The organism is Flexivirga lutea, assembly GCF_054778955.1.
In genome coordinates, this window is the sequence record NZ_BAAGZB010000001.1 from 780,503 (window position 1) to 804,169 (window position 23,667).

General features: G+C 69.6%; 17 protein-coding genes and 1 riboswitch. Of the genes, 9 read left to right on the forward strand and 8 right to left on the reverse strand.

Annotated features, from left to right (window positions below):
* Positions 1-58: 58 nt before the first annotated feature.
* The 5 genes from ACYVBN_RS03740 (at position 59) to ACYVBN_RS03760 (ending at position 6,959) form a co-directional block, all read left to right on the forward strand.
* Positions 59-3,157, forward strand: coding sequence for an AAA family ATPase (locus ACYVBN_RS03740; RefSeq protein ID WP_460599335.1), 3,099 nt, complete (start codon positions 59-61; stop codon positions 3,155-3,157).
* Entirely contained in the window at positions 3,154-4,356 is a 1,203-nt protein-coding gene (locus tag ACYVBN_RS03745) for an McrC family protein (protein WP_460599336.1), read from the forward strand. Before ACYVBN_RS03740 ends, ACYVBN_RS03745 begins: the two co-directional genes overlap by 4 nt.
* 16 nt (positions 4,357-4,372) lie before the next feature.
* Complete coding sequence (locus ACYVBN_RS03750; RefSeq protein WP_460599337.1) at positions 4,373-4,909, forward strand: hypothetical protein; 537 nt, start codon at positions 4,373-4,375, stop codon at positions 4,907-4,909.
* A 74-nt stretch (positions 4,910-4,983) separates the two neighbouring features.
* Positions 4,984-5,715 carry a DUF4352 domain-containing protein gene (locus tag ACYVBN_RS03755; protein WP_460599338.1) on the forward strand — a complete coding sequence of 244 codons (732 nt, stop codon included), beginning with the start codon at positions 4,984-4,986 and terminating at the stop codon, positions 5,713-5,715.
* Positions 5,703-6,959, forward strand: coding sequence for a DUF445 domain-containing protein (locus tag ACYVBN_RS03760; protein ID WP_440282385.1), 1,257 nt, complete (start codon positions 5,703-5,705; stop codon positions 6,957-6,959). Before ACYVBN_RS03755 ends, ACYVBN_RS03760 begins: the two co-directional genes overlap by 13 nt.
* A 231-nt stretch (positions 6,960-7,190) precedes the next feature.
* Here the strand turns inward: ACYVBN_RS03760 and ACYVBN_RS03765 are convergent, their stop codons facing one another.
* The 4 genes from ACYVBN_RS03765 to ACYVBN_RS03780 form a co-directional block, all read right to left on the reverse strand.
* Entirely contained in the window at positions 7,191-8,921 is a 1,731-nt protein-coding gene (locus ACYVBN_RS03765; RefSeq protein WP_460599339.1) for an HNH endonuclease signature motif containing protein, read from the reverse strand.
* 72 nt (positions 8,922-8,993) lie between these two features.
* On the reverse strand, positions 8,994-9,758 hold the full coding sequence (locus tag ACYVBN_RS03770) for a hypothetical protein (RefSeq protein WP_460599340.1): 765 nt from the start codon (positions 9,756-9,758) through the stop codon (positions 8,994-8,996).
* On the reverse strand, positions 9,755-9,916 hold the full coding sequence (locus ACYVBN_RS03775) for a ribbon-helix-helix domain-containing protein (RefSeq protein ID WP_460599341.1): 162 nt from the start codon (positions 9,914-9,916) through the stop codon (positions 9,755-9,757). Before ACYVBN_RS03775 ends, ACYVBN_RS03770 begins: the two co-directional genes overlap by 4 nt.
* Positions 9,917-9,966: 50 nt before the next feature.
* Complete coding sequence (locus tag ACYVBN_RS03780) at positions 9,967-10,536, reverse strand: GNAT family N-acetyltransferase (RefSeq protein ID WP_460599342.1); 570 nt, start codon at positions 10,534-10,536, stop codon at positions 9,967-9,969.
* Between the two features lie 171 nt (positions 10,537-10,707).
* Positions 10,708-10,825, forward strand: a riboswitch (SAM riboswitch).
* A 76-nt stretch (positions 10,826-10,901) separates the two neighbouring features.
* On the opposite strand from ACYVBN_RS03780, the gene ACYVBN_RS03785 reads away from it, so the two are divergent.
* The 4 genes from ACYVBN_RS03785 to ACYVBN_RS03800 all read left to right on the forward strand — a co-directional run bounded on the left by ACYVBN_RS03785 (position 10,902) and on the right by ACYVBN_RS03800 (position 18,269).
* The gene (locus ACYVBN_RS03785; RefSeq protein WP_460599343.1) at positions 10,902-12,227 is read left to right on the forward strand and encodes an O-acetylhomoserine aminocarboxypropyltransferase/cysteine synthase family protein; all 1,326 of its coding nucleotides are present in this window, start codon (positions 10,902-10,904) and stop codon (positions 12,225-12,227) included.
* A 222-nt stretch (positions 12,228-12,449) separates the two neighbouring features.
* Complete coding sequence (locus tag ACYVBN_RS03790) at positions 12,450-13,322, forward strand: serine protein kinase RIO (RefSeq protein ID WP_460599344.1); 873 nt, start codon at positions 12,450-12,452, stop codon at positions 13,320-13,322.
* 32 nt (positions 13,323-13,354) lie between these two features.
* A complete protein-coding gene (gene hrpA / locus ACYVBN_RS03795; RefSeq protein ID WP_460599345.1) occupies positions 13,355-17,248 on the forward strand; it encodes an ATP-dependent RNA helicase HrpA in 3,894 nt (1,297 codons plus the stop codon).
* 64 nt (positions 17,249-17,312) lie between these two features.
* Positions 17,313-18,269, forward strand: a complete 957-nt coding sequence (locus tag ACYVBN_RS03800) for a PAC2 family protein (RefSeq protein ID WP_460599346.1) — start codon at positions 17,313-17,315, stop codon at positions 18,267-18,269.
* Positions 18,270-18,295: 26 nt separating this feature from the next.
* On the opposite strand, the gene ACYVBN_RS03805 is transcribed toward ACYVBN_RS03800, so the two are convergent.
* From ACYVBN_RS03805 to ACYVBN_RS03820, 4 genes are all read right to left on the reverse strand, one after another.
* A complete protein-coding gene (locus ACYVBN_RS03805) occupies positions 18,296-19,948 on the reverse strand; it encodes a DNA polymerase (protein ID WP_460599347.1) in 1,653 nt (550 codons plus the stop codon).
* Positions 19,949-19,976: 28 nt separating this feature from the next.
* On the reverse strand, positions 19,977-21,818 hold the full coding sequence (locus tag ACYVBN_RS03810; protein ID WP_460599348.1) for an NEW3 domain-containing protein: 1,842 nt from the start codon (positions 21,816-21,818) through the stop codon (positions 19,977-19,979).
* Positions 21,818-22,138, reverse strand: coding sequence for a hypothetical protein (locus ACYVBN_RS03815; RefSeq protein WP_460599349.1), 321 nt, complete (start codon positions 22,136-22,138; stop codon positions 21,818-21,820). Before ACYVBN_RS03815 ends, ACYVBN_RS03810 begins: the two co-directional genes overlap by 1 nt.
* 182 nt (positions 22,139-22,320) lie before the next feature.
* Complete coding sequence (locus ACYVBN_RS03820; protein ID WP_460599350.1) at positions 22,321-23,634, reverse strand: hypothetical protein; 1,314 nt, start codon at positions 23,632-23,634, stop codon at positions 22,321-22,323.
* Between the last annotated feature and the right edge of the window lie 33 nt (positions 23,635-23,667).

A 23,667-nucleotide genomic window follows, 5' to 3' on the forward strand; every position in this document is an offset into this window, starting at 1 on the left:
TCCCGTAATCTGGACGTTCGGTCCCTTCCCTCAACCGACTCCGGAGCTGTCAACCACCGTGGCCCTCGCCGACATCACCCGAGACGACGTACTCGCCGCACTCCAGGAATGGCAGTCCCAGGGACGGGAGTCGTTCCTGGCGGCATACGGATTCGAGCAGGACGTGGAGCACGTCCTGCACGAGGCCGGCGCCGTCTATGACGCCCCCGCGATCGCGGCGGCCGCGCACGGTTTCGCACGCGCCGAGTTCGGGCCGCTGACGCCCGTGTCGTTGCCGTCGGCCGACGAGGTCAGCCGTCATCTGACCGCACTGGGCTTCGAGGTCAAGCGCGCCCAGCGCTCCACCACGCCCAGTCCCGGGCGGCAGCGTGACCTGCGCCGGTGGCGGGCGACATACGAGCTGATCAAGGTGGCCGCCAACAACGACCCCGCGGCCCAAACACTGTGGCACCAGGTGGATTCGCTGCGCGAGGTGCGCGTCGCCGAAGCCCGGGAGCTGCTGCGGACACTGGCCGTCGGCCGTGACCTGCACGCCTTCGTCGAGGGCTTCGCGGTCTGGTCGCGCCGTCCCGGTCCCTTCGCCCAGCACGCCTCCAGCCTGCCGACCTGGCTGGGCCAGCTGCGCAACACCGCCGGCGGCTACGAGCGGGACCTGGCCGACCTGCTGGTGGAGACCACGCAGACGCCGCGCGACGACGACGAGGCAGCCCTGCGGATCCGGGCACTGGAGGAATACACCGACGGCAAGCTGGACGGCTCACGGGTGCCGACGGTGCTGTCGATCTTCTGGTCGACCGACGAGGGCAGCGACTGGCCGACGCTGTGGCCGGGCGGTTCCGACCCGTTCCAGACCCTCGGCTGGATGGGCCGTCACCTGAGTCACTCCGAGCGCTACCTCGCCTTCGCGGACCTGTGCCGCAGCTTCGAACCGGACGACCCGGAGTTGGCCGAGCGGCTGATCGGCTACCTCGGCAGCAAACAGTCCTTCATCGGGCTGGGCAGCACGCTGCCGGACATCTGCGAGGAGGCCGCCAGGATCATCGCGGGGTACAAACCGGGGCTGGGCTATCCCGACGCCGACTCCGAGGCGCGTGCCGCCGGTCTGGCGCTGCAGTTGCGCGGGGTCGCCACCCTGACCGTGCGGTCGCTGCACAACCCACTGCGGCAGGCCACCGGGCTGCGACTGCAGGAGACCAATCTGCAGACCCGCACCGGGCAGTCCAAGGACGCGCCCTACCGGGTGGACGCGCACGCGACCTGGGCGCTGCCCGGCGGCACCGGCGCTCCCGGCTTCCGGCTCTGGATCACCCGGTCCGGCGTCGCCGTCGGACTGCACTCCGGCTGGGACGGCCCCGGCTCCGGTGCCCGGCACGAGGAGATCGGCGGCGTCGTCCAGCAGCACCTGCCGGAGGGCATGCGCTTCTTCCACCTGCGCACCACCAGCAGCCCCGACCGGGTCGAGCCGGTGGACCGCGAATACCCCGGCGGAGAGGTGTATGTCGGCCGCTGGTGGCCGCACCCGGAGTCGCTCGGCCGGGCCGACTTCGCCACCGAGATCGTCGACACCGTACGACGACTGGCGCCGCTGGTGGAGGTCATGTCCGGCAAGGAGCCGACGCCGACCGGCCCGGTCGACCTGGACCTGCTCGCCCAGCTGGAACGCTTCGTGGCCGAACGGCCCTACCCCGGTGAGCGGGACAAGTGGCACCAGGAACAACGCCGTGCGCTCGCGCAGGCGCTCGAGCCGTCCGGGCTCGACGCCTTCGACCTGGCGGCGTTCCGGCGGTTGCTGAACGGCCGGGGCTACGGACACCCGGGCGCGCATTCGGTTCTGCAGGCGAGCCTGTCCACCATGGACGCGGCCCGCCTGGACAACTTCGCCCGGTCGCTGAAAGAACTGCTGTGGGGCGACGGCGACGACGTCGCCCGGATCGAACACGTCCTCGGCGACGGTATGCCGGTACCCGGCCTCGGCGAGGCGGTGGTGATGAAGCTCATGGCGGTTGCCCACCCGGGCCGGTACCTGCCGATCCACTCCCTCGGTGGCGCCGACGGCAAGATCGCCGTGGGGCGTGCCGTGGGTGTGCAGCTGCCCGCGATCGACTCCCCGAACCGGGCCCGGCTGCACGTCGTCATCAATGACCGGCTGCGTGCCCGTCTGGAGCCGCTGCTGCCGGGAGACCCTTGGGGCCAGGTGCAATTCGCGCTCTGGCTACTGCACAAGGGCGAGTCCGTCGCCGACCCGGAGCGTGACCTGATCGCGGAGGCGGCGGCCGAGCTGCTCGTCGACGAGGACTTCCTGCGCGAGATTCACGGGCTGCTGGAGGACAAGAAGCAACTGATCTTCTACGGCCCACCCGGCACCGGCAAGACCTATCTCGCGCAGCGGCTGGCGGCCGCCCTCCAACCGGACTCCACCAAGCGCCAGGTCGTGCAGTTCCACCCCTCGACCTCCTACGAAGACTTCTTCGAGGGCTTCCGGCCGCGGCTGGATGCGGACGGGCAGATGGTCTACGAGCTGCGCAAGGGTCCGCTGGCGATGCTGGCCGAGGCCGCGGAGGCCGATCCCACGACGCCGCACATCATGCTGATCGACGAGATCAACCGGGCCAATCTGCCCCGCGTCTTCGGCGAACTGCTCTACCTGCTCGAATACCGCTCCCAGTCGGTCATGACGTCATACCGGCCGGACGAGGGTTTCGAGCTGCCGCCCAACCTGTACTTCATCGGCACGATGAACACCGCCGACCGGTCCATCGCCCTGGTCGACGCGGCGCTGCGCCGCCGGTTCCACTTCGTGCCGTTCATGCCGCACGAGGGACCGATGGAGGGCCTGCTGCGCCGCTGGCTCGAGGCACACGACGGGCCGGTCTGGGTGGCCGGCATCGTCGACCGGGTCAACGACGAGCTGCGGCGTGCGTTGCGCGGACCGCACCTGCAGATCGGGCACAGTCACTTCATGGCAGAAGGGCTGAACGACGCTGCGCTGCAACGGATCTGGACCTACAGCATCTACCCCTTCATCGAGGACCAGTTCTACGGGCGGGAGGACGTGCTGCGGACCTTCACCTGGCAGAGCGTGCTTGAGCGCCACGGACCCGGCGCCCGCGCCGCTGCCGGGGAGGAGCCGCCGCCGGCCGCCACGGCCGTCCCATGAACCAGATCGTCCTGCAGGAGCACAGCCAGAGCGCGCCGATCCGGTTGCAGCCGGCTGCCCGGACCGCGCTGCTCGAAGCCGCGTCGGACAAGATCACCGTCGTCGCCACCGCCGACCCGGATCGGGTGATGCTGCGCACCGGGTCCTGGGTCGGAGCGCTGGCGGTCCCCGGCTGCACGATCCGCGTGCAGCCGCGCGCCCCGATGGAGAACCTCTTCACGATGTTCTCCGCCGGGCTGCCGGCGGACGCCTGGGGGAGTGACGCCGTCGGGTGGGCGGCGGACAGCGAACTCGTCGACGGGGTGGCGGCCTTCCTGCTGCGGGCGATCGACACCGCGACCCGACGCGGGCTGCTGCACGGTTACGTGACCCTCGAGGAGGACACCAGCGTCATCCGGGGCCGGCTGCTGGTCGACCAGCTGGCGACCCGGCCGTGGGCCGCCGCCGCACCGCCCTGCCGGTACGACGAATTCACGCCCGACATACCCGAGAACCGCATGCTGTTGTGTGCCGTCCGGCAGGTGCTGAGCTGGCCGGACCTGCCGCCCCTGGTGCGCCGCGACGGATTGCGGCTGGTGCAACGCTTCGAAGGTGTGGAGGTGACCAGCCCGGACCAGCACCACGACGACCTGCCGATCACCCGGCTGAACGAGCACTACGCCCCGGCCCTGGAGCTGGCCCGTAAGGCATTGGACGGGATCACGATCCGGCACATCGAGGGCGAGCAGACGGCTCACGCGTTCATGATCGACATGGACGACCTCTTCCGTCGCTGGATCACGGTCGAGCTGAGCAACCGGCTGTGGCCGACCATCAACGTGGAGGAGCGCCCGCAGTACGCACTCGACGTGCAGGACCAGTGGCACTTCACTCCCGACCTGTTGCTGCGGCGCGACCTGCAACCGGTGCTGGTCGGCAACGTCGCTTATCACCTGGCCGCGGACCGGCGCGGCGGGTCGGACTTCTACCCGCTGCTGGCGTACGCGTCCGCGCTCGGCCTCGAGGCGGGGCTGCTGATCTACGCCCACGCCGACCAGGCTCCGGCACCCGAGGTCGTGGTCCGCAGCATCGGCACCCGGCTGCTGTGTGTGCCGTTGCGGCTCAACGTGCCGGCGGCCCGGCTGGCGGGTTCGCTGGACACCCTCGCCGAGCTGGTGCGCGTCGTGTCCTACCCGCGCCGGGCGGCATACCCGGGCTGAGCGCCATACTGGGTCGGTGTTCGCCAAACTCGTCCTGGTGCTGTTGATCATCATCGTCGGCTCGTTCGTCTGGTATTTCGTCAAGGGAAAGGTCTCCCACGCGCACCAGCAGGTGCGTGATCGGGCGGTCGAGGGCAACATCGGCCGGGCGATCGCCGCCGGACCGGCGACCAAGCACCTGACGATGATGGGCCGCACGCTGACCCTCGGTGCGGATCCGACACGTGCCGGCGAACTCATAGCCCACATCGTGTCCTCCGATGACCGGGTCACCGACGTGCGGTCCGAGCAGGGCGCGATCGTGATCCAGATCGACGGCTCCTACCCGCGCGCTCGTGCGCAGCTGATGCCGGACCGCACCGTGATCGGGGTCGAGGCGATGACCTGGGAGATGGGGTTCCCGCAGGGCGCGGCGGTGTGGGACCGCATCGCCACCGCGATCAGCCAGGCGGCCGGGCATCAGGGCATCCCGGTCGGGGAGGGCACCCGCGAGTTCGCCAAGGACGAGCACGGATCCGGCAAGCCGGAGGTCTGGACGGTTCGCGTAGCCTGAGGCAGCGTGCCCGCGCGTCGCCGTGAGCACGATCGTCAGCAGGGTTCGAGGGGACCATGAGCTTCGAGGGGACTATGACCACCACCGCAGTGCGCAGGATCGCCCTGGGTGCGGTGCCGGCCGTCATCGCGGCCGGCGCGCTGGCCGGGTGCAACGATGCGGCCCCGACGGTGCAGCCGCCGCCTGCGACCAGCCAGGGCGGCGATCAACCGGTGCCGACCCAGGGCAGCGTCCCTACCCAGAGCAGTGTGCCGACCGACAGCGAGGTGCCCACGGTGTCCGCCGCGCCGAGCTCGGCCACCGGCGACCCGGCGAAGGTGTGCACCGCCGAGGACGACGGTTTCCTGACCCCCGGCGTCCTCGCGCCGAGCACCCGGAAGGCAGCCTGGGGCAAGCCGCTGGAGTTGAGCCAGAAGTATGGCGGCACGGTGACCATCACCCCCCAGGTGCCCCACGCCAAGAAGCCCGCGGACGGTGACATCTTCGGCCCCCCGGACGGCCAGACCAACCTGCTGGTGAAAGTCACCGTCGCGTACAAGTCCGGCGACGACAGCACCATCGCCGGCATCTACTTCACCCTGCGCGACAGCCAGAAGAACCTGTGCGACTACAGCTCGCTGTCCCAGGCCGTGCCGAAGCAGGACCAGTTCGACGACGCCACGCTGAGCAAGACCAGCAGGACCTATACCGGCACCATCGTCTTCGAGGCGCCGGCGGGCCAGGACTACACGAAATACACCCTGCTCTACCGCCCGAGCACCTTCGACAACAAGAGCTCGGACGCGCCGGTCGCGTGGACCGACTGAGAACGGCCGCGCTGAGCGCCGCCGACCAGGAACGCCGTCGCCGGCTGCGCAAGATGCGGCTGGTGGCGACCTCGCTGCTCGTCGCAGCGGCGGTCGTCTTCGTCCTCACCCACGGCCACCACGGCGTCTGGGGCTACCTCAACGCCGCCGCCGAGGCAGCGATGGTCGGTGCCGTTGCCGACTGGTTCGCGGTCACCGCCCTCTTCCGGCACCCGCTGGGGCTGAAGGTGCCGCACACCGCCATCATCCCCGAGCGCAAGGACAGCATCGGCCACAGTCTCGAGGACTTCGTCACCGACAACTTCCTGACCGCGGAGAACGTCCAGCAGCGACTGGCGACCGCGCAGGTGCCGTTGCGTGTCGGTCGCTGGCTGGCCGACCCCGCGAACGCCACCCGCGTGGTGACCGAGTCGGCGCCAGCCCTGGCCAAGGGCATCGGTTCGATCAGCGATGCCGAGGTCGGTGATTTCCTGGGCCGGGTCCTGTTGCCCCGGCTGGCCCGTGAGCCGGTGTCACCCTTGCTGGGCAGCCTGCTCGAGGGTGTGGTGAAGGACGACTCGCATCGCCAGGTCGTCGATCTGGTGGTGCGTGAGCTGCACGACTGGGTCCGGGACAACGAGCAGACCGTGACCTCGCTGATCGGCAGTCGCGCCCCCTGGTGGTCGCCACGGTGGCTGGACGACACCGTGGCGGCACGATTGCACGTCGAGCTGGTCCGGTGGCTGGCCGACATACGGGACACGCCGGACCACCAGGTGCGGCGCGCGATCGACGACCTGCTCGCCAAGCTGGCCGACAACCTGCAGAACGACCCGGCCACAATGGAACGCACCGAGCAGCTCAAGGTGCGCGTGCTGTCGCACCCGTCGGTGGGCGACTCGCTCGTCGGCATGTGGCAGTCGGTCAAGCGGGTGGTCGTCGAATCGCTGGAGGACCCCGACAGCGACCTGCGCGCGCGGCTGGTGCGGGCACTGACCGACCTCGGTGGCCGGATCGTCTCCGATGACGAGCTCCGCGCGTCGCTGGATCGGCGGCTGGGGGAGATCTCCGGGCACGTGGTCACGACCTACGGCCACGAGATCTCCACGGTCATCTCGCAGACCATCGAGCGCTGGGACGGCGACGAGGCGTCGCAGCGCATCGAGCTGCACGTCGGTCGCGACCTGCAGTTCATCCGGATCAACGGCACGGTCGTCGGCGGTCTCGTCGGTCTGCTGATCTATTCGCTGGCGCAGCTGCTCTGACGCCGCGCGGCCGGGTCTCGTCCTCAGTGGGCGTGGCGGGCGGTGCGAACGGTGTGCCGCACGTCGCGCCACACCGAGGTCGCGAGTCGTGGGTCGCCGCGGCCGGCTCGCGACCGCGGGCGCGGTGTTGCGCGTGCCGATGGTGTGCCCGCGAGCCTGCGTGCACCGAATCAGTGCGGGCTCAGGCACTGACCGGGTCTTGCCCACCGGTCTCGTCCACGGGGGTCTTGGTCACCCGGGATCTCGCCCACGGGGGTCTTGGTCACCCGGGATCTCGCCCACGGGGGTCTTGGTCACCTGGGATCTCGCCCACGGTGGGTCTTGGTCACCCGGGCGTTGCTCACCTGGTGAGGCGCCTGACCGCGGACTCGCTGCCGGCGGTCGCGGATCGAACCTGACCAGAGACAAATGGAGCGTCTCGTTCGTCGCACCGGCGTACGGTGCGAAGTGCGGCGTGGCGTGATTGCCGCGAGGGTCGTGCTGCGACGGGCGGTCCGGGCCACGACGCCGATCGTGGCGCGGCTCCGAACGCAGCCCGCAAGGCGGGTCGTAGAGCTGGTAGAGCGGTCGCAACCGTGTCCCGTCGCGTGCGGTGAAGGTGACGCCGTCCGGCCGGGTCGGGTCTCCAACCATGACGAAGGTCCCGCGATGGTGCTCGTCGTGGTGGAACGGGCAGAGCATGATCAGCCGGTCGGCGTCGGTCAGCCCGCCGTCGATCCAGTGGTCGAGATGGTGGCATTCCAGGTGATGCATCGCGAGGCAACCCGGGAAGCGGCACCCGCGATCGCGGTCCTCCAGCAGGCGACGGGTGCGCGCTGGCACGATGCGCTGAGCCCGACCGACGCTGACCGGAGTGCCTTCGGTCTCCCAGACCGGCTGAATCACGCCGTCGCAGAGGATCCGGGCACGCAACGTCGAGGGCAGTGCGCACTGCTTGTGCAGCCACCCCGCGCCCTGAGTGTCGAGATGCAGGTAGACGCGGTAGCGACTTGCCCGCGAATGGCCGAGCGGTGCGCCGGTGTCCAGGGACCGCTGAGCCAACAGGCTCATCGCCTCTCCGAAGGAGGCGCCGCGATGGGTGCGGGACGCGCTGCCGGGGTTGTCGCCGCATGGGGCCGACGGTCGGGACGTGGCGCTGCCCGCGTCGGCCGTCGTTCCTGTCGCGAGGCGGAACAGCGCGTCCTTTGCCTCCAGCAGCGACTGCTCGACCAAGGCACCGATATCGGCAGGTGCGTCGTACGAGAGGAGAAAACGCCCTGCGGCGTAACGCATCTCGAGGCGAGGAGGTGTGGTGGTGGGATCGTGCCGGCTTGGTGTTCGCGCCTGGGCGGCGTCGGTGGCTGCGTCCACCAAGGCCTCGTCGTCGGCTGCGGCGCCGGCCAACAGCGCGCTGCTGCTGCCGGCGTCTTGGGCGTCGGCCGAGTCGGCCGAGTCGGCCGAGTCGTCGGAGTCGTCGGAGTCGTCGGAGTTCGAGTCGGAGTCGGCTGCGTTGCCGTCGGCGCCGGTCTCGAACTCATAGCGGCACAACGTCCTGCGCAACTGCGTCACGGTCGTGTAGGAGGCGAATTCGGCAACATCCGCGTCATACGCGCTCGGGGTGTGCTTGGCGATCACGGCGGCGAGCCCGAGCGTCAGCCGGCCCGCATCGAGCAACCGCTGCATCGTCGGCAAGTCGGAACACCGCTCGGCGATGCGGACGACGTCGTGGGCCGACGACCAAGTCAGACCCGCGTATGCCGTCAGCCAGTGCTCGGGTGAACGGAAACCCACCCCGCACCACAGCTCGTCGGCCAGCACCCGGCGCATCAACGCGACGAGACGGGTATGCCCGTCGTTGAGCTGGGCGCAGATCATCGCCAGCTCGTCGCGCGCCGCCGAGACAGCTTCGGGGAACGCAGGCGTCGGCGACCCGGCGGTGCGAGCCGCATCCGGCGGTGCAGTCGTAGCGCGTTCTTCGATCATGCGTCCAGCGAATCACCGGCCACCGACATCGTCGGACGGAACGGCCCTCACCGGTGCACGACGCACAGCACGTCACGCCCTCGCGTGCACCTGAATCTGCTGGCCGTCCGGGTCGGTGATCGTGACGTGGTCACCGAACTCGGACTCGTGCAGCGCCGTGGTGGCGTCCGCCGCGGCGGCCCGTTGCATGATCTCGGGCAGCGGGGTGGCCGTCTCGAAGCTCAGCTGTACCGCGAACGGCCCTGGTATGACGCGTGACTCGTCTCCGGCAAGGTGCAACCCCACGGATCCGCCCGCTCCGGGGAGGGTGAGCTGGGTGAAGTGCTCGTTCGCCTCGCCGACGAGTGCGAAGCCGAGGGCCTCGAGCAGCCGGCGGTCCGGCGCCTGATCGTCGATGAAGCGGATCGGCGTGACGCGCAGGTCGCCGGCGTCGGGACCCGGTGTGACGCCCGTGCTCGTGTATCCGTAGAGATCGTCGGAGGTGCCGTTGATCGTCAGTTCCTCATCATCGAGGGTGACCGTGATGGCCCGGCCGTAGGCCTCGTCATACACCATCGACCCGGCGGGGTGGCCGTCGTCGCCGAAGCCACCCGCGGTCAGTCGCCGTGCGAGCGCCGGCAGGTCGGACGCTTCGAAACACAGGCTGGTGTGCCCCGGCCGGGCGCCGGTCGCCGCATCCGCCGCACTGTGCAGGGCGACGGTGCCGGCGCGGCCGGCGAGCACGACCCATCCGCCCTTGTCGGCGGTGAGGGCGACGCGCAGCCCGAGGGTGGTCAGCAGACGAGTCATCGCGTCGATGTCGTCGGTGAAGCGGATCGGCTGCACGAAGAGGTTCATCGGGTCGCTCCTGGATCGAGGTAGTCGCGGAGTGCCTGCTCGACGAGGGCCGACAGGCTCAGGCCGTCGTCGATCGCGCGGTGCTTGACCTCGCGGATCAGATCGCCCGGCAGATAGACGTTGAACTGCGCCTTCGCGGGCTTGTTGCTTGCTGGCATGCTAGCAATCTAGACATAGTCGACGTCGCCGTCAAGAGGTGGGACGGCGGCTACCGGCCCCGCGGGTGCTCGCGCAGGTCGAGGACCTGGAACACCTTGTCGAACCGGCGCTCCGCGTCCGGCGCGACGAAATCCGGCAGCCGCCCGTACTCGGTGAAGCCTTCGGACACGTAGAGGTGCTCGGCGCCGGCGTTGTCACCCCGGAAGTCGATCGTGAGCTGCTCGCAGCCGGCGACGCGCGCGGCGTCGATCAGGTGCCGCAGCAGCATCCGGCCGATGCCTCGGCCGCTGAACTCGGCGGCCACCGCCAGCCGTTCCAGGTCGGCGTGCGGCCGTAGGGTGGTGCGAGCGTGGCGGCGCCAATAGCCGAATCCGACCGGATTGCAGTCTGGTTCACCCGCACCGCCGATCGGAGCGCGCGCCACGAGCACGCAGGCGTCCGAGGGGCCGGCTGCGACCAGGTCCGTCAGCAGGTCCCGCATCTCCTCCCGGGTCGGCGGATCGGCCCAGCCGATCGCCGCGTCGGCCCGGACGAGCGTGCCGACCAGTGCCGTCAGTGCGTCGACGTCCCGAGTGCCGACCCGGTCCAGTCGCTCGATGGTGACCGCAGAGTTCGTCATGGGCCCATTGTGTCCGGTGCGGGCTCGGGCACCGACCTCTTCCACCGTCGCCGGTGCACGCCGCTCCTGCACAGTCGTTCCTCGGGCGCCTTCGCTCCCATAACGTTGCGAGGCGTCCATAGTAAGAGACGATTATGTATCAGAAGGTGAGCGGCGCTAGCATCTCGGACAGGTCATGAGTGTCAGCGTCAAGCCCCGGCTCGCTGACCGGCAACCCTCCTCTCGCGGTGGGGTGCCCCGGGTGAGGACCGGGCCACCGGTGCAGATCGCCGTGTGGCAAGCGCGGGCATCACGAAGGTGGGTCCGCCGCCGAAGGCGGCCGTGCGTCGTCATACGGCGATCGAGCACGGAGGTCAAGAACACAGATGAGCACCGAGGCAACTCCCAACTGGTCCTTCGAGACGCGCCAGATCCACGCCGGCCAGAGCGCCGACCCGGCAACGGGTGCGCTCGCGCTGCCGATCTACCAGACCACGTCCTACCAGTTCAACGACACCGACCACGCCGCAGATCTCTTCGGGCTCAAGGAGTTCGGGAACATCTACACCCGGCTGATGAACCCGACCACGGACGTGGCCGAGAAGCGCATCGCCGACCTCGAAGGCGGTGTCGGTGCGCTGCTGGTCTCCTCCGGCCAGGCGGCCGAGACCCTGACGTTCCTCAACATCGTGCAGGCCGGGGACCACATCGTCGCCAGCCCCAGCCTGTATGGCGGGACGTTCAACCTGCTGAAGCACACGTTGCCCAAGCTCGGCATCGAGACGACCTTCGTGGAGAACCGCACGGATGCGGCGAGCTGGGAGTCCGCGATCCGGCCGAACACCAAGCTGGTGTTCGCCGAGACCGTGTCGAACCCGAAATCCGAGGTCCTCGACATCGAACTCGTCGCCGGCGTGGCGCACGCCCACGGGGTGCCGTTGGTCGTCGACAACACGATCGCCACGCCGTTCCTGCTGCGCCCGATCGAGCACGGCGCCGACATCGTGATCCACTCGGCCACCAAATACCTTGGTGGTCACGGCAATTCGATCGCCGGCGTCATCGTCGACAGCGGCAACTTCGACTTCGCCAAGGACCCGGAGAAGTTCCCCGGCTTCAACACCCCGGACGAGGCCTACCACGGGCTGGTCTATGCACGGGACCTCGGCGTCGGCAGTGCGCTCGGCGCGAACCTGGCGTTCATCCTCAAGGCCCGCGTGCAGTTGCTGCGTGACCTCGGCTCGGCCGTGTCACCGTTCAATGCCTTCCTCATCGAGCAGGGCATCGAGACGCTCAGCCTGCGCGTCGAGCGCCACGTCGCCAACGCCCGCGCGGTCGCCGAGTGGTTGCAGGAGCAGGAGCAGGTCGAGTCGGTGCGCTGGGCGTCCTTGCCAGGCAACGAATACTACGAGCTCGCCCAGAAATACACGCCGCTCGGGGCTGGAGCCGTGCTGGCCTTCGAGATCGCCGGCGGCGTCGAGGCCGGCAAGAAGTTCGTCGAGGCACTGACGCTGCACTCGCACGTCGCGAACATCGGCGATGTCCGTTCGCTGGCGATCCACCCGGCGTCCACCACGCACTCGCAGGGTCCGGACGAGGATCGCCTCGCGGCCGGAGTGACCCCCGGGCTGGTCCGGCTCTCGGTCGGCATCGAGCACGTCGATGACATCATCGCCGACCTGGAGCAGGGATTCCGCGCAGCGAAGGGCTAAGTCCCGCTTGAAAGGCCCTGTGCGGCATACGTTCTCGTATGCCGCACAGGGCTCCTTCGCGTCCATCGCGGAAAATTCGGTTGACCGTCTCGACGTACGACGGGGAGCCTGAGCACACACGCACCGGCGGTATATGGCCGCTCCGAGGAGAGGAGTCAGTGATGACAGAAGCCTGGGTCAGCATGCCCGTTCCCATGCACTTCCTCGATCGGAGTTTCCCGTATGTCGCACCACCCGGAGGCCTCCGCCTCCTCCCTTGACGGCACGTCCGTCGATCAACGTTTCGCCTTCGACTATCAGCAGATCGGCGCACTCGCCGCCGACCAGCGCTGGTCGACGTGGGGCAACTGCCAGCCCCTGAGCCGGGGCCCGCAGCCCTGGCCGGACTGGGTCATCACCGACGACGCCGCCGTCGACACCGAGCTCGGTGTGCTCAAGACCGGCAAGGAGGCCGATGTCTTCCTGCTGGAGCGGTCGGCGCCGCTGGACGACCGCAGTGTCGTGCTCGCCGCCAAGCGCTATCGCGATTCGACGCATCGCACCTTCCATCGCAACACCGCCTACACCGACGGCCGCAAGCTGCCCAAGAAGGGCGGCCGGGAGGCGCGAGCGATGGCCAAGAGCACCACGTTCGGCAAGTCGGTGGCCGCCGGCAGCTGGGCGTGGGCCGAGTGGGAGTCGCTGGTGTGCTTCCACCGGGCCGGACTGCCGGTGCCCTACCCCGTGCAGGTCGACGGCACCGAGATCCTGATGGAACTCGTGCTCGGTGACGATGGCACGCCGGCGCCTCGGCTGGCCGCCACCCGGCCGCGGCCGGAACTGCTCGCCTCCCTGTGGTCGCAGGTGTATGACGCCATCAGCGGACTTGCCGCGCTCGGCTGCGTGCACGGTGACCTGTCGGCATACAACCTGCTGGTGGCGGGGGAGCGGCTGGTGATGATCGACCTGCCGCAGACGATCGACCTCTTCGGCAACCCCCACGGCATGGAGATGCTGCAGCGCGACTGCACCAACGTGGCGGCCTCGTTCCGCGCCCGCGGTCTGGACGTCGACGGCGAGGAGCTGTTCGGCGAGGTGGTGGCGCGCGCCGTGTGAAGGGAGAGTTTGCGACAATGGGCGGGATCACCATGACCTCACCCGATTCCACCGCGCCCGCCGGTCGCCGGTCCCGTGGCCGGCGCGGACGCAATTCCGGCCGGCAGGGCGACCGACGACCACCTCGAGAGACTCCGGAGCAGCGCGCGGCCCGCCGTGAGCACCGGCGCACCCTCGTGCCGCAGATCAGCTACCCGCAGCAGTTGCCGGTCAGCGCCGCCAAGGCGGAGATCGCCGACGCGATCCGCGACCACCAGGTCGTGGTGATCGCCGGAGAAACGGGGTCGGGCAAGACGACCCAGCTGCCCAAGATCTGTCTCGAGCTCGGCCGCGGGCTGGACGGCATGATCGGACACACCCAGCCGCGCCGCATCGCCGCACGCTCGGTGGCCGAGCGGGTGGCCGAGGAACTGGACGTCACACTGGGCGAAACCGTCGGCTATCAGATGCGATTCGCCGATCACACCAGCCAGGACTCGCTGATCAAGGTGATGACCGACGGTGTGCTGCTCTCGGAGTTGCAGCGTGACCGCGAGCTGCGCCGCTACGACACGCTGATCATCGACGAGGCGCACGAGCGGTCGCTCAACATCGACTTCATCCTCGGCTACCTGCGCCAGTTGCTGCCGCGCCGGCCGGGCCTGAAAGTGATCATCACCTCGGCGACCATCGACCCGCAGCGGTTCGCCGACCACTTCACCGTCGACGGGCAGCCGCCGGTGCCGGTCATCGAGGTCTCCGGTCGCACCTACCCGGTCGAGGTGCGCTATCGCCCGCTCGTGCGCGAAGAGGGCGAGCTGGAGGTCGACATCGACCAGGTCACCGGCATCACCGACGCGGTGACCGAGCTGTGGACGGAGACGAAGGCTGACGGTGGTCCGCAGGACATCTTGGTCTTCTGCTCCGGGGAGCGCGAGATCCGTGACGCCGCAGACGCATTGACCGGGTTGGAGCTGCCGTCCACCGAGATCCTGCCGCTCTTCGCACGGCTCTCGTCGGCCGAGCAGCACCGGGTTTTCAAGCGGTCGGGCAACCGGCGGATCATCTTGGCCACCAACGTCGCCGAGACGTCGCTGACCGTCCCCGGCATCCGGTATGTCGTCGACACCGGGACCGCCCGCATCTCCCGCTACAGCCAGCGCACCAAGGTGCAGCGCCTGCCGATCGAGCCGATCTCCAAGGCGTCCGCGCGCCAGCGGTCCGGTCGTTGCGGCCGCCTCGCCGATGGGGTCTGCATCCGGCTGTATGCCGAGGAGGACTTCGAGGCGAGACCCGACTTCACCGACCCGGAGATCCTGCGCACCAACCTGGCGTCGGTGATCCTGCAGATGACCTCGTTGGGCCTGGGCGACGTTGCGCGCTTCCCGTTCGTCGAGCCGCCGGACCCGCGGCAGGTCACCGACGGCGTGCGCTTGCTGGAGGAGCTCGGCGCGGTGGAGCAGAGAGGGTCGCAGCGGCGGAAGCTGACGGCGACCGGCCGCACCATCGCGGCCTTGCCGGTCGACCCGCGGATGGCGCGCATGCTGGTCGCAGCGGCGGAGAACGGCTCACTGCGGGAGGTGCTGGTGATCGTCGCCGCGCTCTCGATCCAGGACCCCCGCGAACGGCCCGCAGACGCGCACGCACAGGCCGACCAGTCGCACGCGAGGTTCAAGCACGAAGCCAGCGACTTCCTCAGCCTGCTGAACCTGTGGTACTACCTCAAGGAGCAGCGGAAGTCATTGTCCAGCAGTGCATTCCGCCGCATGTGCAAGCGTGAATATCTGCACTACCTGCGCATCCGCGAGTGGCAGGACCTGCACGCTCAGCTCAAGCGCGTCGCCAAACAGCACGACCTCGCGCCGAGCGACAACCCCGCGGGGGAGGACGCCATACACCAGGCGCTGCTGGCCGGGCTGCTGTCACAGATCGGCCTGCGGGACACCGACAAGCGCGACTACCAGGGGTCACGCGGTGCCCGCTTCTCCATCCAGCCGGGGTCAACGCTCTTCCGGCGGCAACCCGACTACGTGATGTCGGCCGAGCTCGTCGAGACCACCCGGTTGTGGGCACGCACCAACGCGCGGATCGACCCGGCGTGGGCCGAGCGCCTGGGTGCGCACCTGGTGAAACGGCAGTACGCAGAACCACATTGGTCCCGCAAGCAGGGCAGTGTGCTGGCCGCCGAACGGGTCACCCTGTATGGCGTCCCCCTCGTCGCCGGTCGACAGGTCTCCTACGCGAAGGTCGACCCGGAGCTGTGCCGCGAGCTGTTCATCCGCAACGCGCTCGTCGAGGGCGACTGGGAGACCCGGCACGCGTTCTTCCGGGACAATCGGCAGCTGGTCGCGCGCATCGCCGACCTGGAGGCACGCGCCCGACGTCGTGACCTGCTCGTCGGGGACGAGGAGCTCTTCGACTTCTATGACGCACGGATTCCTGAATCGGTCGTGTCCGCAGCGCATTTCGACACCTGGTGGAAGACCGAGAGTCGGAAGAACCCGAAGCTGCTGACTCTCACCGAGGACATCCTGCTGCGCGACGACGCCGACGCGGTCGACGCGACGGACTACCCGAAGAGCTGGCGGCAGGGCGATCTGAAGTTGCGGCTCACCTACCAGTTCGAGCCGGGCTCGGACGCCGACGGGGTGACGGTGCATCTGCCGCTGGAACAGCTCAACCAGGTCGACGACGACGGATTCGACTGGTTGGTCCCTGGTCTGCGGGAGGAGCTGGTCACCGCGCTGATCCGCGCGCTCCCCAAGGCGATTCGCCGCAACTTCGTCCCCGCACCGGATCATGCTCGTCGCGCACTGCCGCAGCTGCACCCGGACGAGGGGCCGATCACTGCGCAACTCGGCGACGCCCTGCGGGCCGCCACCGGCGCAGCGGTCCCCGCGGGCGAGTGGGACTGGTCCCGGGTGCCGGACCACCTGCGGATGACGTTCCGCGTGGAGGACTCGCGAGGCAGGAAACTGGCCGAGGGCAAGGACCTGCCGGCCCTGCAGGAGCAACTCGCCGGCAAGGTGCGAGGTGCCGTGTCGAAGGCCGCCGCGGCCATCGAACGCACCGGGCTGACCACCTGGGATCTCGGCGAGTTGCCTGCGACCTACCAGCAACGGCACGGCAAGCGCACCATCCAGGGCTACCCCTCGCTGGTCGACCACGGCGACAGCGTGTCCCTGCAGGTGCTGCCGACGGCGTCCGAACAGGCGTATGCGACCAAGGGCGGGATCCGGCGGCTGATCCTGCTGAACGTCGATGTGCCGTGGAAGCGCATCGAGGGGTTGTTCACCACCCGGCAGCGCCTCGCGCTCGGCAACAACCCGCACGGCAGCATGCGCGCGTTGATGGACGACGTGCTCGCCGCGGCCGTCGACGACATCGTGGCGCGTGACCTGCCCGACGGCACCGTCCGGGACACGGGCCAGTTCGATGAGGCGCTGCGCGTCGTGCGCCAGCAGATCGCGCCGCGCGTCGTGTCCGTGGTGGAGGCGCTGGCGCCGGTCCTCGACCACGCCCGCGAGGTCCGGCTCGCGCTGGACGCGATGACACAGCCGTCGGTCGCGCAGCTGCGTGCCGAGCTGGAGCAGCAGCTCGCTGCGCTGTTCCACCCCGGCTTCGTCGCCGAGACCGGTCTGACCCGACTGCGCGACCTCGACCGCTATCTGCGCGGCATGCTCGAGCGCATCGCCAAGGCGCCGGGTGACCTGGCGCGGGACCGGCAGCGGTCCGAAGAGGTCGGGGTCGTGGAGGAGGAGCGTCGCAAGCTGCTGGCGAACCTGCCGAAGGCGCGCCATACCGACCCGGATGTCGTGGACCTGCGCTGGCAGATCGAGGAGCTGCGCGTCAGCCTCTTCGCCCAGCGGCTCGGCACGCCCCGACCGGTGTCGCCGCAACGCATCTTCAAGGCCATGGACGCCGTCGAGGACGCCGCTGCACGGTGAGCGGGAATCCTGCCGCGGCCCGCGGCGTTCTCGTGTAGGAAGCCAACAACTCCAGGAGTATGTCGTGCAAGACCCGCGTGAGCTCTACCAGCTCGAGACCGACACACATGCCAGTGCGCTCGGTGCGCACACCATGGTGGTGTCGCTCGGCGGCCTGATCGACGCCGGCAACACCCAACAACTGCTGACTGCCCACTTGCTGGGCAGCCTGGAGCACACGGTCGTCGCGTCCTTCGACGTCGACCAGCTGCTCGACTACCGCGGCCGGCGGCCGGTCATGACGTTCGACCGTGACCGGTTCACCGAATACGCCGACCCGGCACTGCTGCTCTATCGGATGACCGATGCCGAGGGCACGCCCTTCTACCTGCTGGCGGGCCCGGAGCCGGACTATCAGTGGGAGCGGATGATCGAGGCGATCCGGCAGCTCATCCGCCGCCTCGGGGTGCAGCTGGTCGTGAGTGCACAGGGCATCCCGATGGGCGTGCCGCACACCCGGCCGATCGGAATGACCCGGTTCGCCAGCAAGTCCTCGCTCATCCCGGAGAACGAAGCGCTCTTCGGGTCGGTGCAGGTGCCCGGCTCGCTGGACAGTCTGATGCACCTGCGCCTGGGCGAATCCGGCGTGGACACAGTCGGTTTCGCCATACACGTGCCGCACTATCTGGCCCAGATGGACTTCGGTGACGCCGCGGTCGAAGCGCTCAAGGCGATCAGCGGGCTGACCGGACTGGACATCCCCGCGCACGAGCTGGCGGCGCTCTCCGGCCTGCACCGTGCCGAGATCGCCAAGCAGGTCGACGAGAACGACGAGGTCGGTGAGGTCGTCCACGGGCTCGAGGAACAGTACGACGCGTTCACCGAAGGCCTGAAGCGGCAGAACCTCCTGGCCACCGAGATGGCCCAGCTGCCCAGCGCCGACGAGATCGGCGCGGAGCTGGAGAAGTTCCTGCGCGAGGAGGAGCCGGACGACGCCGAGGACCGCGGTAAGGGCCCCGAAGGCCCCGATTTCCTGCGCTAGCTCGACTCCTCACTCGCCCGACGAGATCAGTCCTTGGCCTCGGACCAACGGTGGATGACGCGCGTGTCCGCGACGAAGCGCACCGGCGCGCCGCCGGTCCACCGCCGCGCGGCCGCCTGCAGCGCATCGTCCACGGCCTGCGCGGCCTCCTGGGCGTATGGCGCCGGCGCGTGCACGAGCAGTTCGTCGTGCAGGCACAGCACGATCCGCCCACCGAGCGGCCGCACAGCGTCCCGGACGGTCAGAGCCCACGCCTTGAAGAACTCCGCCGCCGCCCCCTGCACCACGGCGTTGCGGGTGAACCGCCCGACCGCGCGGCGACCCGCCTGATCGGTCGCCGCCCGACCGCGGATGAAGCGGCCGCCATAGGTCAGCACCGGTTCGCCGCGCTCGCCCCGGCCAGCTGCGTCGCGCAAGTGGTGCAACGCCCGCGGGTAGGTGCGTTCCATCCGCCGCAGCGCGTCGGCTGCCGGCCCGGAGGTCTGGCCGTACATCGCGGCGAGGACCGCGATCTTGGCGGCCGGCCGGTCCAGGTGCAGCTGGGCGGCGACGGTGGCGTAGAGGTCGTCCTCCGCCGTCGCCGCAGCGAAGTCCGGGTCGGCGGAAACCACCGCCAGCACACGGGGTTCGACCTGCCCCAGGTCGGCCCGCACCAACACGTGGTCGGGTGCCGCAGCAATGCCCGGGCGCAGCGGAGCCGGCAGGCTGTGCAGCCCGGCGCCGGCCGTCATCCGTCCTGCGCCACCGTCGCAGGCGGTCCAGGTGCCCCGCAGCCGGTCGTCGAGCCCGACGAACCGGTCCAGCCAGGACCAGCCGTAGGTGGTCGCGATGCGTTCGGCCTTGCGCCAGTCGAGCAGCGCGTCCACGACCGGGTGCACGTCTCGGTACGGCGTCAGGTGCCACGCCCGCGTGTCCTCCACCTGGACTCCCAGCGAACGCAGCAGATCGCGCACGTGCGCCGGGTTGCGCAGATCCGTCGTGCCCCGTCCGGGAACGTGCCGCAGGACCAGCTCGTCGCGAGCCGTCCGCAGCCGGGCCGCATGCGCCTCGTTCCGTGGGCGCGGCCCGGCGATCCCGGTGATCAACTGCTCCAGGGTCGTCCGGTCCACCGGCAGCCCGTGCTCACCCAGTTCGACGCAGAGCAACGCGGCCCCCGACTCGCTGGTCGCCGTGCTCACGCCGCGCGGCCGTCGGGACAGCAGCGCCTCCTGCCGGCGGGCTGCCGTGAGGGCACACCTGGCCAACTCCGGTAGCTGCTCACGTCGCCAATCCGACTGGGAACACGAGGCATTGAGGTAGCCGTCCGGGCGGACCACCGCGTCGTCGCCGACCACGTCGAAGAGGTCGCCCATCACCGGCGCCGGCCGACCGTCGGGGTCGAGCCCGGCGGCGACGGCCCAGATCTCCTCCGTGTCCGCCTCGAAGCCGCCCACCAGCAACCGGTGCGCTTCGGTCAGGTCCCAGCAGCGGCGCAGCGTCAGACCGGCTCGGACCAGGGGAGTGGCCGACTGGGCGGCGGACCACCACACCCAGCGTGGCGGGTCCTGGCCGGCTGCACGCTCGCTCGCCCGGACGAAGTCGACCAGCTCGGCCGGTCCGGCGTCGAGGCAACTGCCCTCCGGCCCGACACAGACTGCCCGGTCACCCTGCACCGCGACGGCATACAGCGAACCCCGCACCGGCCCATTGTGCCGTAACGGCCCGGGGTCAATTCGCCGTCGCCGACCACCGCTGGCCGGAGGTGCCGGTGTCCTTGGCCTGGGTGACGGCGCCATCGGTGCCGGTGCAGGTGTACCGTCCGACCGCCTGACCGTCCTGGGTGGAGCTGTAGGGCACGTCGGCGCAGTCGCCCGTCCCCGCGTTCTTCAACTCGTAGGAACCGTCGTCGGCATGCCGGGTCAGCACCCACTTCTGCCGGGCGTCGCTGCTGGCCGTCGCAACTGTCAGGTAGCCGCTGTCCGAATCCGGTGCGGTCAGAGCCTTTCCGTCGACGGTCAGGGCGTACTGGCCGTCCGCGAGCGGCGGCTTCACGACCTCCTGGTCGCCGACGGCGATCGCGAAGACGTGGAACGACGCGTTGGACGGCAGGGTCACCGCGACGACGTCCTTCGCGGGGTCGGTCTGCAGGGTGGAGGTGTAGAGGCGGTACTCGGTCGTCGGGTATGCCGGTCCGTTCGGCGTGTTCTTGCCGAGGGTGCGAATGGCCACCTTGGCGCCGTAGCTGTCCTGCGCCAGGCAGCACCAGTTCGGCATACCGACCGTGCCGGAGTCACTGGTGCCGTCGGCGTAGTAGACGGTCGCCGTGCCGCCGGCCGACCCGCTGGTGCCGGTCCCGAGGAACGCCAGCGCGTTGCCCTTGCCGCTCACCGAGATCGTCTGGCCCTCGCCGGCGACGTTGTCCTTCGTGCCGGGTTGCACGTCGGGCCAGCTGAAGTCGAAGCCGTTGGCGGACACCTTCGCACCCGGGGTGGCTCCGTGCTCGGCCAGTTGCTCGGCCAGCAGGCTCGAGCCGCCGCCGTCGAGGTTGCCGGGCGCCGGATCGGTGGACGAGGTGATCCCGACGTTGTTGTATGCCGCTGCCGTGTCGGCATACGCGACGGTCGTGGTCCCGCGGTCCGTCACGGTCCGGGTCGTGTTGTGTGCCCGGTAGGTGGTCGCCGCCGTGAGGTCCACCGTGCCGGGTGCTGCATCGGCGGGCGGGGTCAGCGTGAACTTCGCCGTGAACGTGGCGCCGTCCGCCAGTGCGGGGCTGCTGGTCGGACCGTCCGCACGCACCGTCCAGCCCTGCGGTGCGGTGATCGCGGTCGACCGCACGGACACCGGCGTGCCGGTGTTGTTGGTGAACGCCGCCGTCACCGGACGGGTCTGGCCGGCGACGGCGGCGTCGAGCGCCTGCACCGACGAGCGGTGCACCAGTTTGTGACCGGCGACGGTCAGCTGACCGGGCTTCGCGTCGGTGTGCACGGTCAGCCGGTAGTGCCGCTGGGCGGGTTTGCCGGCATACGATCCGGCGAGCGCGCTGATCCGGACGGTGACCGGGCCGCGCCCCGACGTCGGTGCGGCCACGTCGAACCGCTGCTGGGCGAAGGCCGTGCGCTGGCTGCGGCCGTCGTCCTCGTGGGTGGTGAACGAGGTGTGGCCGCTGGGGTAGACGTCCAGGTCGAGTTGGCCCGCCTTCTTGCCCTGCGCCCAGTCGGTCGTGCCCTTCGGGAACTGCGGGATCACCGCGCCGGCCTTGACGAAGAGCGGCAGGGTGTCCAGCGGCGCCTGGTAGCCGTTGACCGTCTGACCGCCCTGGTAGATCCGGCCCGTCCAGTAGTCGATCCACCGGCCCTCGGGCAGGTAGATGCCGTTGCGGACCGTGGTGTCGGAGTAGACCGGCGCCACCAGGAAGTCGTCACCGGCGAGGAACTCGTACTTCGCCTTCTCGCCCCAGGTGCTGGGGTCGTCCGGGTAGTCCAGGTAGAGCGGCCGGGTCGGGCCGACGCCGGTCTTCGTGGCGTTCATCGTGTAGGTGTAGAAGTACGGCAGCAGCCGCTCGTGCAGCATCAGGTACTTGCGGTTGATGGAGGTGTAGGGCTCGCCATGGGCGCGGTGGGATCGGAGGGAGTGTCGTTGGCCGGGTCGGTGAACGTGCCGTCCGGCGCGACCTCCACGCGCAGCAGATCGGCGTCCTCGACGGTCACCCGCAGCTTCGCCGCGCCGGCATCGAACACGTAGCGGTTGCCGTCGTGGTGGGCGGCGGTGATGTCCGGGAGGTGGGCGGCTGCGTCGGCCGAGGCGGTCGGCAGCACCGCGACGAGGCCGGCGAAGGCGAGGGCGGCGGTCGCGAGAAGCGCCACCCACTGGCGAAACAGATGATTGATCATGATTGATACTCGGGGGTTTCGATCATTAACACGCGATTTGTCGACTCTAGAGGTTCTGTCCGGTCGATGGGCAGTTCGCGACCGTCGAACCTTTCGTGCGCCGCCGGCGCCGCTGTTCCCGGGCATACGCAGGCCCCCGCACCTGGCTGGTGCGGGGGCCTGCGGCGTTCGTGCCGGCGGGGTCAGTGCTGTTGATCGTTCCCGTCCCCGGAGGGCCGCTCGTTCTGGTTCTGCTGCTGCTGCTGTTGTTGCTGCTGCAGGGCCCACGGGTTCTGGTGCTCGGCCTGGGGATCCACGGCAGGCACCGCCGTGGTGGCCTGCTCGTGGATATCGCCGGTCGGGCCGCCCTGGTCGCCGGTGGGCGACGAGGCATCACCGCCGGACATCGGCAACCCGGAGATCGCCTGGGTCGGCTCCTCGGAGCGATCCGCCGAGCCGTAGCCAGGCTGGCCGCTCGGTGCGGGGTGCTGGTAACCGGGCTGTTCGTATGCCGGCGTCGAGGCCTGGCCGCGCCCGGCCTGCCACTGCGCGGTCCCCTGTTGCACCTGGTCCGAGGAGACACCCTGCGTCGGCGCGTTGTTGAAGTCCTGCTGGCCGCCCGGCTGTGCGTGGCGCTCGTACGGCGACGGCGCGCTCGGCTGTTGCGGCTGACCGTACGGCGCCTCACCGTAGGGCGACTGGTGCGGGGCCGCCGACTGCTGGCCGTACGGCGACGGGTTGCTCTGCTGCTGCCCATAGGGAGAGGACTGCTGTCCGTGCTGCGGCTGCTGGCCGTAACCCGGCTGCTGCGGTTGCTGATAGCCACCCTGCTGGCCGTAAGCCGGCTGGTGAAGGCCCTGCTGGCCGTAGCCCTGCTGCTGGCCGTAACCCTGCTGGCCGTAACCCTGCTGGCCGTAACCCTGCTGCTGGCCGTAACCCTGCTGTCCGTAGGCACCTTGCTGTCCGTACGGCTGCTGGCCGTAGACACCCTGCTGACCGTACGGCTGCTGTCCGTAACCGCCCTGCGGGGTGGCGCTGCCCGGCCCGCCCGACGTGCCCTTCCTGCGGCCGAGCAGGAACACCACGATCAGCCCGATGATGCCCAGGGCGAGCAGGATGCCACCGAGCACGATGCCGATGGTCTGGAAACCGCCGCCGATGGTGTCGGCACGCTTGCCGGCATACAGGTTGCCGGTGTTGCCGGTGCAGGTGACGGTGCCCTTGTCCTGCGAGCTGCGCGCGATCTCGTAGTACTTGGTGCCGTCGGCGGTCACCGAGAAGTCCTTGGTGGGGCGGCCCATCGTCGTCGAGTCGACCTTGCACACGGTCGCGGTGCGGTCCGCCGACTGCGGGCTGTAGACCGAGAACCCACCGCTCATCGACAGGTTGCTGCCGTTGCTGAACTGGGTGAGTTTGACGGTGGAGCCGCTCAGCAGCCCGATGATCAGCAGCACGAGCCCGATCACCGCGACGACCGCGGGCACGGCAAGCAACTTCTTATTGCCCAGGGAGTTCATATGGCGCAACCTAACGCATGTCGATGTCGAAGG